A 14,081-nucleotide genomic window follows, 5' to 3' on the forward strand; every position below is an offset into this window, starting at 1 on the left:
GTCAGTCCCTGTCCTTCTTGTAGAGATAGGCCTGCGACAGCGCCATCGTCCTGAGCATGTCGCGCAGCGAGCCGCCGTCCTTCAGCACGCCGCTCATCCGCCGCACCGCGCCGATGCTTTGCCGGTCGGCCTTGTTGCCGAAGGCGTAGCGGAAATAGCTGTCGGCCATGCAGGCCTGCGCGCTCGGGTCCTTGGGCAGGATCCTGGCGATGCCGCGGACGTTCTCGACCGGTCCCAGATCGAACGAACCGGTTCCGTCGAGCAGCGGCCCCGCCGCATCGATGCGCACCATCTCGTCGTAGTGATCGAAGTTGTAGGCGCGCTCGAGTTCGCGATAGCGCCCGGCCGAGTCGTAGTGCTCCATCGACGCGCCGGTATCGTTCATGAATTGATGGCATTGCCAGCACCGCCCATCCGATGCGTGCTGGCCGTTGATCGCATCCCAGCGCTCGCGCGTGCTGATCGGCCGGTCGGGATATTCGGGCTCGTCGGGATCGGCTTCCACCGGCGCGCCGAACGCATGGCAGAACATGTTCTCGCGGATCATGATGCCGCGCCGGACCAGCGCGGTGGCCTCGTAGTCCGAGGTCGCCACCTGGGTGATGCCCTGATGCAGAAGGCCGCCGCGTTTGTCGTCGACCTCGATCCTGCGGAACTCGCCGCCCGACACGCCGCCGATGCCGTAATGCGTGGCCAGCTTGTCGTTTAAGTAGGTGTAGGCGGGATTGAACAACTCATCCATGGTCGCGCCGCCGTTCTTGAACAGGTCGCTGACGAACAGCCGCTGTTCCTCGCGCATCGCCTGGATGGTGTCTTCGTCGAGGCCGGGCTTGCGCTGAATCTCGCGCGGGGTGTTGGTGTAGTAGCGGATGAAGCGCGCGAACTGGGCGATGCCGGCGTCGGACTGCATCATCCGGTCGACTTCGGCGCCGATCGCCTGCGGCGTCTCCAGGCCGCCGCTCAAGGCGCGGTCGAGCAGCGCCTCGTCGGGGGTCGTGCCGAGGAAGGAGAACGACAAGGCGGTGGCCAGTTCTTCCGCAGTCAACCGGCTCGCGCCGTCGCGGCCGGGCGCGCCCAATTCGCTGCGATACAGGAAGTAGGGCGAGACCAGCATCGCCGCCAGCGCGTCGCGCGCGCCTTGTTCGTCGGTCGCGAGCGCGGCGTAGCGGCCGATCTCGGCGTCGCTCAGCGGCCGCCGGAACACCTTGCGCCCGGTCTTGGACACGAAGGCCCGCGCATCGCCGCCGGCGTGATAACCCAACGCGGCGAGGTCGACCTTGGCGGCGATATCCACCGCCATGTCGAAGTACTTCCTGACCGCTTCGGCCGACAGCACGCCCAGGTCGGCCTGGCCCGGGTATTTGAATTCGCGGTCCGATTCCACCGTGGGCAACTTCGCCGGGTTGACCGTTACCTGGAACAGGTCGGCCACACTGTTGAGGTATTCGTGCGTGGCCAGCAATCGCAGCTGGCGCGCGCCGAACGATTCGGTCGGATTCAAGTACGGCGCCCACACCGTGTCGATGAGATGCGACGACACCGCGCCGGCGCAGGTGTCGTCGCAATGCCCGGACACCGGCATCGCCTTGATCCGGGCGATCAGCGCCGGCTTGCCCGCCACGTCCCAGGTATTGGCCTTGCGCGGGTCGTCGAAGAACTCCGGCGAATGGCAGTTGATGCAGGTTTCGGCCAGCACCACCTCGCCGAGGTTGGCGACCGCACGATAACTCATCGCGGCCAGATCGAAGTCCTCGCTTTCCTCGTTGACCGGCACATGCTGCAGACTCGGCTGCGGCAGCGTGCCGGGATAGTACGGATAGACGATGTCGTGTTCGCCGTAGGCCAGGGTGATCGTCGCGGTGCCGCCCCATGCGATCGTCTGACGACGGCTGTCCTTGCCGGTGCGGATATCGACATGCCATTGCGCGTCGGCGACCGACGCCGGTTTGGCCGGCGCGCGCACCCGCACCTCGACCGCGATATCGTCCGGGCGCTCGCGATAGCCCAACTGCACGACCGCATGCTTGTTGCCCGCATCGATCGCGACCTTCTGACTGCGGACCAGCGGAATCCAGGTGATGCCGTCGTCGGTCTCTATATCGGCCAGCAGCACGTTGTAGTCGCCGTCGGCGAGGCCGTTCAAGACGATCGGCGGTGCGTTCCACGCCAGCTGGAAATAGCGATTGTGGCCCTGCGGATCGGTCAGGGTTCCGCCGATCATGTCGCCGGCGATGCTTTGCGACGGCGGCTCGCCCGCCCGCAGCGTGAGCGAGGTATCGCGCAGGCCGGACGGATCGTAGCTGAGCTTGTAGATCACGCCGGCCACGTCGTCCGACAACAGGACGTTGCGCTCGTCGAGGACCAGCAGGTCGGTCGGACGTCCCACGCAGGCCGTGGTCAGGCAATAGGCGTCGACCTTGTCGAAGTCCTGGATCCAGCCGTCGATCACCGGGATTTCCTGCAGCACCCGCGAATCGCTCGCCACGGTGACCATCAGCAGATTCATGCCCGGTCGCGCGGCTTGCTTGCCCAGGCCATGTTGCGCGACCAGGAAGCGGCGCGTGCCGTCCGGCCCGGCGACGCCGTTCCAGAACTTGAGTCCCGACGGCGAGGTGTTGCTGGCCAGCTCCAACGCAGGCGGCACGTAGTGTTTCGGATCGATCGAGGCGAGCGGCTGGTCGGAAACGATCGCGCCGCTTATCAGATTCGGCACGATCTCCTGCGCGGGCTTGTCGTACTCGTCCTGGGTGAAACCAGGCGTATTGCGGCCGAACACATACGGCCGGCCGAAATGCTGGCCGTCCGTCGCCAACCGGTTGATCTCCTCGGGATTGGTGAAGCCTTGTCGATTGTTGTCGCTGAACCAGATCTGCCGGGTATCGGGATGCCAGTCGAATCCGACCGAGTTGCGCACGCCCTTGGCGATGACCGTGGCCTTGCCGGTGCTCAGGTCGTAGCGCAGCAACGTCCCGTAGCGCGGATCGGCCGGCACCATGCACAGATTGCAGGGAACGCCGATCGCGGTGTACAGGCCGTCGTCGTCGGCATCGCGCGGATTGAAATGCAGCGGATGCTTCATGTGCCAGATGCGGGTCTGCGATCCGGTTTCCAGCGCGGGCAACGGAAACAGCGTGTCGTCGGCCGGGAACTTGAGCACCTGCTCGGATTGCGCATTTTGGTAAGTGGCATCGACATTGCGAACGCGATGCAGGGCGCCGGTCGTGGAGTAGTAGAGATCGCCGTCGCGATAGGCCACGCCCATCGGTTCTTCCAGCGACGTGGCGATGAGGTGGACGGCGCCGGTCGGGCGACCGGCCGCATCCAGCGGCAGCGCATACACGAAACCGGCGATGCCCTTGTAGGCGTACGACGGAATCGCGCTCGATCCCACATACAGCACGCCCTTGCCCATGGCCATCTGCCGCGGCTGGCGCATGCCCTGGGCGAACACCTCGATCTTCATGCCCGGAATCGTCCGCAGTTTGTCGATCGCCAGCGCGGGCCGGTACTCCATCAGCAGATCGCGGCGGTCGCCGGCGTCCTGCGCGAACGTCACCTTCGCGGGCGATGTCAGCGGCAGGCGCCCGTCGATCGCATTCAAGGTGAGGTGGTAATCGCAGCGCTTGAGCCCGTCGAGCTGGATGCCCGCGCCCCAGGTGCCGCTGACCGCTGTCTGTTCGCCCTCGCATCGCAAAGTGCCGGTCACCGGCGTCGACGCGGGCGGCGCCGCCGCGGCGTCGCGGCGATGATTGAGCACGGTATCGCTGGCCATGGCGAAGCGCAGTATCAGTTGATTGCCTTCGCCGCCGCCGCCCTCGCAGGAATCGATGTGCCTCCATGCGTTGGGCCACCAATCGGGATTCGGCCCGCCCGGTTCGTAAGGCGACTGCGCGCACCAGTGCCAGCTGCCGGGCCCGAGCGGCGGGCCGTCCTCGTCGCGCCAGCATTCGTACAACTGGCCTTTGTTCTGCACGCGGTCGCCTTGCACATAGGAAGTACCGGCGAGATAGGGCGGGGCATCGCACTGCAGCGCGCCGGTGGTCTTGCGCGCGGCGTCGGCGTCGGTCTTACCGACGCGATCGCAACCGGACGCGACGATCAGCGACAGCGCCATCGCGATGATGAAACCCAGGCGCCGACCGGCGGAAACAAATGCACTGGCATTCATGCGCGTCCTCGCCTTTGCTCGTCAGAGCGTGCGGACCCGACAGCCCAACAGCGGCGGCGCCAAGCCGCGCCGATTTCATTACTTCGGGTGCTGGATAGCGGATCGTCGTCGTCGCGGCGAAGGTTCGGCGCAAGCGACGCGGGCCTTGGCCGTCAGATCGCCGCTGCGTGTGGAGCCGGTTGAGCATGCGAGGGTCATGCGGCGACTCCATGTCAACGAGGCGATCGCGCGATTGGGGCAAGCGCGGCTCATCCTCGGGAAAAGCTCGGCGAACGGATCTTGCGGGCATCCGAATCAGCCAAGTCGTGGCCCAGTCGTGGCCAAATCGATCTGCTGAGTCGATCCTCGCTTTGGCGCCGCGATCAAGTCCGAGATATCCGTTCCAGTCGCACCCTCACGCTCGCTCACTGCAAGCGAGAACGAAGCACTTCAGCGCCGCGCGGCGAATGTTCGCATCGCTCGATCACGCGTGCGTGCATGCACGGATCGCGCCGAGGTCGTTGTTCGAACCGGTTCGCCGGCGTATGCGCACGACGATCTGTATGCCGGGCCGAGCTTCGCCCAGGCCATCGAAGAATTTAACGTCACCGGGCTGCGCAACGGCGCGATCGTCAGGGACGCACCGGTCGCGGGCATCGTTTGTCCGCCCGGCAATGCGGTGGCGCGCTTCTCGGGTTAAGGCGTGCCCACGGGTGCGCTCACCGTCGGCAACCTCATCGGCGAGGGCTTCGTCCTGGGTGCGCTGTCCGCGGGACAGAGCACGCTGTCGTTCACGTGCACGGTTCGGTAGCGGCCGAGCTCATCAACGACTTGAGGTTCTGCGCTCACAGCGCGTTACTTCGCGCACTGTCTGAGTTGCTCGATAATCGGCGCGGCGTCGGTCCACTGCAGCACCATCGCGGCGTTTCCATCGATCGACAACTTGAAGCTTTGCCGGTCGCGCATGCCATCCAGGGCCGCGGTCAGCCCGGGCACGGAAAACGCAATCGCTCCGGCTCTTCCTTGATAGCGGTAGTTGAATACCTGGACGGTCTGCGCGGGCTCATCGTCCTGCTGCAGCGATATCTTGATCTTCTTGACCTTGTTCGGCTTGGGAAGCCCGGTGCCGTAGAAAATCAGCCACGCATCCGGCTTGGGTTTTTGAAACCCCATGATGCTGACGATGCCGCCGCTCTTGCCATTGTCCTGGCTGGTCAATTTGGCGAACGACGCGGTGCACAGCTTGCCTTCGGGCGTGCTGCTGGAAGCGGAAAACCAGATGCCGTTCGCGACTTCCCGAGCGATGATCGCGTCCCTCGCGTCTTTCTCGGCTTGAAGTCTCTTGAGGTTTTCGAGTTCTTCCGGACTCAGAACGCGCGCCGGCGGGCGTTCCCGGGGCTCCAGGGAATCGAGATAATCGTTCTTCTCGCGGATCCAGTCGTCCATGCTGTACTGATACGGCGGGCTGCAACCGTTGCCGTCGTACAGCATGCCGGTCGGGCAGGCCGCCGCCTCGAACGGCAGCGACAGGGATATGAAAGACAGGATTGCCAGCATCCGCATACCGCGCGGTCCTTGCCCGATGCCTGCGTTGCGATGATCCATATCCTGCCCTCCCAGGCTTGAAGTAAACCGACCCGCCCGGCCGGTTCGGCGCGAAGGCGTTTTCCGCGCATTGTCCACGATCCCCGAGCGATCCGGCAGCACGCAGCGGTGCTCCGATAGGCTCGATCAAGTATCACGCCGCGACTTGGTGCCGAACGCCTTGCAGCTTGGGAATCCACGCCAGCGGTCGAGTGAAAAACTACTGCCCCGCCTCGCCGCCGCCCGCCATGACGGCGAGCATCAACAAGCGCCGCGGGTTCGCCTGAGTCGGCAGGCCGGCGCATCGCCACGCCGGGGACTTGGCGTTGGCTTTGGAAATGCGTTCCGCCCCGTATCGCCTGAATCCGCGTTTCCCGCCGCCGCCATGGGGCGGGTTGCTTGACAGGCCGATGGATATGGCTGGACCCTTGGCGGCATGAATATCGATATCGACAAGCTTAGCCTGAGCGAGCTGAAATCCCTTCTGACCGCCGCGGAGCGGCGCAAGAAGCTGATCTCCAGCCGTCGCCCCATTGCCTTGGTACGCCGGAAAGTGATCGCGCTCGCCGCCCAAGGCGGCTATACGATCGACGAACTTTATGGCGATCGGCCGCCAGCCGAGATCGCCGGCAAGAAGCGGACGCCGCGACGCAAGCCGAGCAAGGTCGCCGCCAAGTACCGCGACCCGGATAACAAGCGCAACACCTGGTCGGGTCGTGGGCGCATGCCGGTGTGGCTGGCGCGGAAGACCAAGCATGGCCGTAGCGTCGCCGACTTCCTGATCCCCGGCCTGGCAAAACCCACCGCGCGCAAGAGCAGTTCCATCGGCAAAAAAACCGTCTTCAAGCAGGGTTGACGCGCAACCCTTGATGCGCGAAGAAGGCCGCGCGGACTCCGTTCGGCCGCTTACGCCTCGACAGGTGATTAGTCCGACGCGGCTGCGCGCAATAACGGTAGTTCGCCATGGCTGGCCGTTGGCCGGTAACCGCGATCTGCAGATGTCTTGAATCCCGCCGCGGCACTTGCTTCGGATTCGCTGTCCGGCGCAAGCGGACTTCAGCGAACGCCTGAAACAAACCCAGTCGCGAAGCGGCATCGGCTCGAACGCTTCGTCCGCTCTGGCCTGCGATCCGGGGACAGGCCCGCAAGGCCAAGTGAGCCGTGTTCTTGATGGAACCCACGCAGGAAGGGATTGAAATGCCGCGCCAAGCCGCCTCCGAATGCCTGTCGCGCCTGATCGGTCAGGATCATTTCGCCGGCGATCCGGCGACGATCTACACCGGCGTCCACGACCCGCGCGAGCGCGTCGCCATGAACGCCCGGTTCGACCGCGCGTTGGCGGCCTTGCGCGATGCCGCGCGGGATGGCGCGACACCTCGCGCCTGTCTGGATCTGATCGAGCGACACCTGGCCGGCTTCGCACGCGTCGAACTCGATACCGAAGATGCCGAGCGGGTCGCCGAATGTTTCGAGATGGCCATGGACTGCCTCGGCATCGAAAGCTCCGAAGGGATGCTCAACCGCTGGCTGTACGGATTTGATCCGTAGTCGTCGCAATCGCATCCGTCGATCGCGGACGGTGCAAGCGCGCGACACCAATGGCCGGACGGCGCTTCTCACAAGCGAAGTGGGTGGTCCGAACATCGGGCGATAACTGCGTGCGTTAAGCGAAGCAGCGCGATTGAAGAGCAGGGTTGAGCCGCGTTTGCGGGCCGTCACGTAGCTTCGGTTCTAACGAAGTTTCAGGCTGCGCCCGTTCCCAAGCCACTCTTCCGCAAGCCGTCAAATCGCGCAACCCTGCCAAGCCGTGCGCGAACGATGCGCAGGTGCAAGATCGGGTACACGTTGAACACGATCTGCGCGGCAGTGAACACGGCGCACTCCACAACGAACCCACGCGAGCCGACGTAGGCGATGTATGGAGTGAACAGTATCGCGGCCCAGAAGTGGGTCGCCTCGGCGGACTCCGCTTGACGTTGCAGTTTCGCGAGGCTGTGCCTGCCGCCCAGACGATAGACCGAGTTGTTGAGGTACCGAAGCGGCGTGTTGCGCAGAAGGTCGCCGAAACCGCGCACGCCCAGCCAACGATACAGGCGACTATTCAGCGTCGATGGATCAACCGTTCGCAGCGCGCGAGGCATGCGCAGAACGAACAGCGGTTCGGCCACTTTCGCCAAGCCCATGAAGTTGAACATCATCAGCAAACCAAGCCAGGGCGAGCTGAAGCCGATGACGTCCGCCAGCATGTAAAGACACGCGGCAAGGAAGATCGCAACAACGATCAGCTTTGTCAGATCGCGCCAGAACATCTACGTCGGCTCCCTGCGCGCGTGGCCTGGGCCTGAGTTATGCCGAGCCGCGAGCGGCTTCGGTTTGAATACTCTATCCGCTATGGCGAGCCTTACGGCGGCAGGCCTTTGCAAGGCTGATTTGACCCGCGTTCTTGCCAAGCGGTTTGGCCTGAATAGCGCATTCCTCATGGCGGGGATAGACGGCCTCCAGATCCCGCGCAGCTGCGTTTCGATGTGCTGCATCGCAGCGAAGCATCGGGAACGACACGGCGTGCCAACGAAATTGCCTGTCCCATCACAGTCCGGCGCGAGCATGTGCGCGCCGGCGTATCCGCAAGGCGTGGGCCTTCTAGACTCGCGCGGGAAGCCGCTGAGAACAGTCGCTTCCTAACTCGCGCGGGTCAATCGCGACCCGCGTCATTCAGACCAATGGAGGGTGAGTATGCAAGCCAACAAGATGTGGGCCCTGGGTGCGATGCTTTCGGTGCTGGCCATGGCGCCCGGACAGCCGGCGCGGGCGGGCGACCTGAGCAATGCGGTGCTTACCTGTTACGTCGATACCTTCGCGCTGGACGTTCCCGAAGCCTATACCTGCTTCTCGACGTGGACCCCGGGCACGGCGCTGAATCCAACCGGTGCGTATTTCCAGGTCGTGGGCCTGGGCACGGGTAACTATTCCTATGCCTGGCGCGACATGGAAACCAACACGGTACCGGCCGGCTGCGGCAATCAAAGCTCTTGCCGCAAGTCGATCAGCACCGAAACCCGCAATGATGGCGAAGCCACGCTGCGGGTGACGATTACCGATCTGGACACCGGTGCGAGCACGAACGCGCAGGCGACCGCGTTCTACAACGACGGATACAACTGATCGATCGTCGACGCATCGGCAAGCTGCACGCGAACCTCGCGTTAAAAGGGATCGCGTGCAGCGCGATCGCGTAGAAGCGCGCTCGGATCGGGTCAAACCTCCGAGCGCCGGGCCGGGCCGCGAGACGGCCTCGGCTTGGTGTTTCGACGGCATGGCCTCTAGGAGGCGGGCCTGCGAAAGTGCGCAGAGCCCGCTTTTCCGACTGAACCGTGCGATGGTTGACTTGCGCATGAGGTGTTGCTGGCGTCATGGCGATGCTGTCTTCCTCGGCGCATGACGCGCGGCCGACTATCGGCAATCGACACGACACGACACGACACGACACGACAGGATGCGACGTTGCGTTCGTACCGCAACATCGAGCTTTGCGTTCAAGCTCGTGGCCATGCACGGATGATTCATCATTTTCTACACCCAGGGATTTTCCCAGGTGGACAAGCCTTCGCGTTGTAACTAGCCTCGCAGAAAGGCGCCGGACGATAGCGGACCTAGCTACCGTTTCATCGATCCGCTCGAGGCATCGCATGCGCGAACGGAATTCGCACGGCGCCCGCGAGACCGCGGGCTTCCTGGCCGGTTCCCATCGGCTCATCCGGCGGCGCGGTTCCCTTTCGATGGAGCAATCAATCATGGCCGATCCCCGCCAACCCTCGTTTCCGCCAGGTTACCTGCCGCACGGGTACGACAGCCGCGAGCAGCTGCTATTCGATCTCGCCCGCACCGATATCGTCTCGGCGATCACCAACGACAGCTTCACGCAGGACGAACGCGTGCAACTGGTGAAGGACTTGGCGCGTAAAGAACCGGGGATACTGTTCCCGCCCGAGAAATCCTTCATCGATTTCAGGAGCGACGAGCAGATCCGGATCGATCGCAACAACGTCGGCAAGGCGCTGGATGTGGCGATACGCGACCCATCGGTCGACTCGGACGACCTGCGGAAGATCGCCGCCGGCGGCGGCCCGAACGGCCAACAGCGCTTGCTGTCGCTGTTGCAGGAAGGCGGTGGCGGCCCGGGCAGCGGCGTGGAGAAATACGCCGACGCGTTGTGGCAGAACAGAAGCGAGCCGGACTATGGCAATGCCGCGGCGGTCGCGACGATCGCCTACATGTCCGATCCGAAATTGGGCGAGGGCAAGCTGGGCACGCCTGAAGAGCGGCGCCAAGCCTTCGAGGCCCTGGTCGCGTTCAACGAGCAGGCGCCGTACGCGAAGATGGACGAGCCCGAGGCCAGCCAGATGAAGCGCCAGGCGCTCGAGGCGGCGGCCACCTTGTTCGCGAAGCACGGTCCCGAACTGATCGATGCCTACACCACGGTGCCGGGCAGCACCACGCCGCTGGCCAAATTCCTCAGCCAGACGCTGTACAACCCCGATGGCAAGGACATGACAGTCCAGGTCAAGGGCGCCGACGGAACCACGGTCTCCAAGGACTTGCCCAGCGCGGTCGGCGATGTGCTCAAGCAGGCGGCCGCCGACCGCATCGCTGGCGCCGATGTGTCCGACCGGGTCGGACAGGACGGGCCGTCGCGCGAACAGGAGCGCGAGCTGACCAAGCTGGCGCGGTTGGGCGCGGCCGTCACCGGCGGCGCGTTGATGGCCTGGGATGCCTATAAAGACGAGATCCAGGCCAACGAGGAATCGCGCAAGGGCTTCATGGACTTGGTCGGCAAAGGCCTGGGCGTACTGCCCGGCGGCGGCGTAGTCCAGGAGATCGGCGAGGAGGCCACCAAGCGCGCGATCGACACGCTGAGCCATGCCTTCGTCAACAACCCCAATGCGCCCAACGTGGAGATCGCCGGTGCGTTGAACCGCTACTACGCCGGCCTGGTCGAGGACCTGGCCAACAAGCGCAATCAGGCCGGGCTCACCTCGGATACGTTCGGCAAGGCCTACGACCAGGAAATGAGCGGCATCGACAGGGATCGGAATATGGCGCGCGGCAAGAGCGCGGATGCCGCGACTCGCGGGATCGAAGCGCCGGCGCGGTTGGCCGAGCTGGATGCGGTCGACCGCCTGAGCGCGGCCATGCGCAACGGTGACCGCGGGGCCTATCGCCAGGATCTGGCCGCGCTGGCGGCGGCCGACGGCGGACAATTGCGCGAAGGCGCCTCGGCCACCATCGCCGAACACGACAGGCGCGCCAAAGAGCAAGCGACGCCCAACCCCGCGGATCAGAATACGCAGGTCGCGCAAGCCGAGACCGCGCCTACGATCCGGCGCGCATGAAACACGTTAATGCCGATGGCGCAGGCCGCAAGCGAGCGGCGGTGCAGGACGACCGCCGCCAGATTCGCGGACCGCGGTTGGAAGCCGGCTTCGACGATGCCATGCGTTCGACCTGGGCATCGTCGAAACCGGCGCGGAACATCGGCTTGGCTTCGAGCCGCATCGTTCTGTGAAGTTGTCGCGCATGATCGCGGCGACCTATCTGCGGCGGAAACCTTCAGGGCATGCCGGCGGCGCATGTGGAGCGAACGATTCCATCGCGGAATATTCCCTCGCATGCATGGAATTTCGAGCCCGGTGGTAGCGAGTTCGTCAAATCCCATCGTCAACCACGGCGCTCGAGTTGAGCCGCGAAGCGGCGTCGGCTTGGTGCTTCGATGGCATTGCACTAAAAGGGGTTTCGAACATGCGCACTGACTACGGTTTTCGCCAGTCGCATCGCACGGCAACGCCGTTTGCAAAGTCTGGCGAATAACCCGTCGACCCATACGATGACGCTTGAACGCGACGTGATTTATCGCGGGCGGATGAATTTTCAGCGCGCGGCGACGGTTTAAATAAAATGAATAATTCATAAAATGAACGCAATATTCGACGGCCCTGGCGCGCGAAAGTGAATTAAGTAAACTTGCACGCTTTCGCCTCGAACGAATCTGCTTGGACAAACTCCATCTCGGATTAAAAGCGGCAACCGCTGAGCAACACGAGCGCGTGGATGCGTTGATGGCCAACGGCCTCGCGGACCGCCGCATATACACACGTTACCTTCTCGGCATGCACCGCCTCGTCGAGGCGTTGGCGCACGCCCCCTCCGACGCCGCGGCGCGAGAGTCGTGGGCGATGTGGTTCGATCGGCAACGCTTGAAATTTCTGCGCGACGACCTCAGAAAACTCGATGCATCCATCGATTGCACTGATACGCGCTTGCCGTCGCCGACGTGGTGGATGGGAGCGAATTACGTCCTGGAAGGCTCGGCGTTGGGCGCGCGCCTTCTGTTGCGCGATGCCGCTCGCATGCGCGAGAACGATCCGGGCATTCCACTGGAATTCTTGCAGCACCATGCGCAGCGGAGCGATCGCTGGCCGCGCTTCCTGATGGCGCTGGCAAGCGTGGACGGATCGATGCGCAGCGACGCGCAAGCCGGCGCTCGGCATGCGTTTGCGCTGGTGGAGCAAGCCCTGACTTGCGAGGAGACCGCATGACCGACCCCAAACTTCAAGCCGCCTACGACGCCTGCGCGAAAGAGCCCATCCATTTGAGCGGCGCGATTCAGCCGCATGGCGTCCTGCTGGCGTACGCACCGCGCAGCGGCCGGATCGTGGCGGCGTCGACAAATGCCGAGGGCCTGTTCGGAACGACGGGCGAGGCGCTGCTTGGGCAGCCGATCGGGGAATTGTTCGACGCCCACGCGATGCACCTCATCCAATCGCATGCGATGGCGTCCCAGCCGGGCGATTTCCCGCGGCTGGCCGGCGTCATCAACGCCGGCGAATGGGGCGAGCTGCATCATCTGTCCGTGCACGTGTGGAACCAACTGATCCATATCGAGCTGGAGCCGGTCGTGCGCGAACGGGAAGAGCCGGTCGACGCGCACGCGATGATCGCCAAGCTCGAAAGCGGAGAAAAGTCGGCGCCGTTTTTTCAGGCGGTGGCCGAACAGGTGCATGAACTGACCGGCTACGACCGGGTGATGGTTTACGTGTTCCGTCACGACCATTCCGGCGAAGTGGTGGCCGAGGCCTTGGGTGGCCAGCTGAGCTCTTACATGGGTCTGCGTTTTCCGGCATCGGACATTCCGCCGCAGGCGCGCGCCCTGTATCTGTCCAACCGCGTGCGCGTGATCCCCGACGTTGGATACACGCCGGTCCCGGTCGCGACCGCGCAAAGCGCCACGCCGCTGGACATGAGTTTCGACGTGCTGCGCAGCGTATCGCCGATCCACCTGCACTACCTGCGTAACATGGGCGTCAACGCGTCCATGTCCATCTCCATCATCGTCGATGGGCGCCTGTGGGGTCTGATCGCCTGCCACCACCATCAGCCCAAGCCGGTCAGCGCCCGGCAACGCATCGCCGCGGACGTGTTCGGCCGCTATGTGTCCCTGCTGTTGAGCACGCGCAACCTCAAGCAGATCGGAACCAGAGAAGCGCAGGCCCGCATGCATCGCGATCGCCTGGAGCGGTTGTTGTCGGACTCGTCCTCGCCGCTGGAGATACTGCGCCGCGAGTCGGCGGACGTGCTGGGCGCGTTGCCTGCGGACAGTTTCGCCCTGGTCGCCAAGGGCCAGGTCGTGCAAGGCGGCGCGGTTCTGGACGAACGCACGATCGAACAAGCCCTGGAGTGGGCTCGGTCTCACGCGTCGCATGCGGCGGAAGGCACCGTCGAGCGCGACGATTGGACTTCGGTAGAAGACGGCCCCGCCGGATTGTTCGCGATTGCGTTGAATGGCGGATCGCTGGGATGGTTGTTGCTGTTCCGTCACGAGCAAGTCGAATACGTCCGCTGGGCCGGATCGCCGTCCGATGCCTATCAGCTCGATGCGGGCAGCCTGACGATCGGCCCGCGCACCAGCTTCGAGGAATGGAGCGAAACCGTGCGCGGCACGTCCGAGCCCTGGAGCGACGAGGATATCGAGCGGGTCGAGCGCATGCGTTTGCTGTTGCTTCGCGCCATGCATGCCGACGAAGACGCGATCAGTCCGCGCGTCGACCCCGCCGGCCGCCTGGTCCGGCTGGACGTCTACGGTCACCGCCGCCGCCTCAACCGAATGGCCAATCTGCTGGGCGATGCGGGAGATCATCTGGGCGTCGAGCAACGCCAGCGCTTCAACGATCTGCTCACCGAAATGGAATCGCTGTTGACGGCGTCGGCGCAGTCCGACCATCAACAGGCGACGGGGTGATGGCAATAGCGATCCTGTCGGGCGCGCTGGTTGAGTCTGAGTCGAATCAGCTCATCG

General features: G+C 64.3%; 10 protein-coding genes. 7 read left to right on the forward strand and 3 right to left on the reverse strand.

Translation table 11 applies throughout. The annotated features are described in order from the left end of the window. Nucleotide 1: 1 nt before the first annotated feature. Nucleotides 2-4,168 (reverse strand): DUF1592 domain-containing protein, encoded by a 4,167-nt coding sequence (locus ASD86_RS10100; RefSeq protein ID WP_082578232.1) that lies wholly within the window; start codon nt 4,166-4,168, stop codon nt 2-4. Nucleotides 4,169-4,637: 469 nt separating this feature from the next. On the opposite strand from ASD86_RS10100, the gene ASD86_RS10105 reads away from it, so the two are divergent. Then, nucleotides 4,638-4,847: a hypothetical protein gene (locus ASD86_RS10105; RefSeq protein WP_056109986.1), complete on the forward strand. Its 210-nt coding sequence runs from the start codon at nt 4,638-4,640 to the stop codon at nt 4,845-4,847. Nucleotides 4,848-5,002: 155 nt separating this feature from the next. On the opposite strand, the gene ASD86_RS10110 is transcribed toward ASD86_RS10105, so the two are convergent. Further along, nucleotides 5,003-5,752 (reverse strand): hypothetical protein, encoded by a 750-nt coding sequence (locus ASD86_RS10110; RefSeq protein WP_056109987.1) that lies wholly within the window; start codon nt 5,750-5,752, stop codon nt 5,003-5,005. A 415-nt stretch (nt 5,753-6,167) separates the two neighbouring features. Here ASD86_RS10110 and ASD86_RS10115 point away from each other — a divergent pair, with 415 nt between their 5' ends. Continuing rightward, on the forward strand, nt 6,168-6,587 hold the full coding sequence (locus ASD86_RS10115; protein WP_056109989.1) for an H-NS histone family protein: 420 nt from the start codon (nt 6,168-6,170) through the stop codon (nt 6,585-6,587). Between the two features lie 341 nt (nt 6,588-6,928). Continuing rightward, a complete protein-coding gene (locus tag ASD86_RS10120; protein ID WP_056109991.1) occupies nt 6,929-7,279 on the forward strand; it encodes a DUF4844 domain-containing protein in 351 nt (116 codons plus the stop codon). A gap of 194 nt (nt 7,280-7,473) precedes the next feature. On the opposite strand, the gene ASD86_RS10125 is transcribed toward ASD86_RS10120, so the two are convergent. Next, complete coding sequence (locus ASD86_RS10125; RefSeq protein WP_056109993.1) at nt 7,474-8,040, reverse strand: hypothetical protein; 567 nt, start codon at nt 8,038-8,040, stop codon at nt 7,474-7,476. A 424-nt stretch (nt 8,041-8,464) separates the two neighbouring features. On the opposite strand from ASD86_RS10125, the gene ASD86_RS10130 reads away from it, so the two are divergent. The 4 genes from ASD86_RS10130 to ASD86_RS10145 all read left to right on the forward strand — a co-directional run bounded on the left by ASD86_RS10130 (nt 8,465) and on the right by ASD86_RS10145 (nt 14,024). Beyond that, nucleotides 8,465-8,893 carry a hypothetical protein gene (locus ASD86_RS10130; RefSeq protein ID WP_056109995.1) on the forward strand — a complete coding sequence of 143 codons (429 nt, stop codon included), beginning with the start codon at nt 8,465-8,467 and terminating at the stop codon, nt 8,891-8,893. Nucleotides 8,894-9,141: 248 nt separating this feature from the next. Continuing rightward, on the forward strand, nt 9,142-11,121 hold the full coding sequence (locus tag ASD86_RS10135) for a hypothetical protein (RefSeq protein ID WP_157476418.1): 1,980 nt from the start codon (nt 9,142-9,144) through the stop codon (nt 11,119-11,121). A 657-nt stretch (nt 11,122-11,778) separates the two neighbouring features. Beyond that, nucleotides 11,779-12,324: a biliverdin-producing heme oxygenase gene (locus tag ASD86_RS10140; protein ID WP_157476420.1), complete on the forward strand. Its 546-nt coding sequence runs from the start codon at nt 11,779-11,781 to the stop codon at nt 12,322-12,324. Then, the gene (locus tag ASD86_RS10145; RefSeq protein WP_056110001.1) at nt 12,321-14,024 is read left to right on the forward strand and encodes a GAF domain-containing protein; all 1,704 of its coding nucleotides are present in this window, start codon (nt 12,321-12,323) and stop codon (nt 14,022-14,024) included. The genes ASD86_RS10140 and ASD86_RS10145 overlap by 4 nt, the downstream gene beginning before the upstream one ends. The last annotated feature ends 57 nt before the right edge of the window (nt 14,025-14,081 follow it).

This window comes from Lysobacter sp. Root690 (assembly GCF_001427785.1).
GTDB lineage: Bacteria > Pseudomonadota > Gammaproteobacteria > Xanthomonadales > Xanthomonadaceae > Lysobacter.

Excerpts from the sequence above, each read along its gene's own strand:
- ASD86_RS10100 (WP_082578232.1), bottom strand. The coding sequence starts at position 4,168 with ATGAATGCCAGTGCATTTGTTTCCGCCGGTCGGCGCCTGGGTTTCATC.
- ASD86_RS10110 (WP_056109987.1), bottom strand. The coding sequence starts at position 5,752 with ATGGATCATCGCAACGCAGGCATCGGGCAAGGACCGCGCGGTATGCGG.
- ASD86_RS10115 (WP_056109989.1), top strand. The coding sequence starts at position 6,168 with ATGAATATCGATATCGACAAGCTTAGCCTGAGCGAGCTGAAATCCCTT.
- ASD86_RS10120 (WP_056109991.1), top strand. The coding sequence starts at position 6,929 with ATGCCGCGCCAAGCCGCCTCCGAATGCCTGTCGCGCCTGATCGGTCAG.
- ASD86_RS10125 (WP_056109993.1), bottom strand. The coding sequence starts at position 8,040 with ATGTTCTGGCGCGATCTGACAAAGCTGATCGTTGTTGCGATCTTCCTT.
- ASD86_RS10130 (WP_056109995.1), top strand. The coding sequence starts at position 8,465 with ATGCAAGCCAACAAGATGTGGGCCCTGGGTGCGATGCTTTCGGTGCTG.
- ASD86_RS10135 (WP_157476418.1), top strand. The coding sequence starts at position 9,142 with ATGGCGATGCTGTCTTCCTCGGCGCATGACGCGCGGCCGACTATCGGC.
- ASD86_RS10145 (WP_056110001.1), top strand. The coding sequence starts at position 12,321 with ATGACCGACCCCAAACTTCAAGCCGCCTACGACGCCTGCGCGAAAGAG.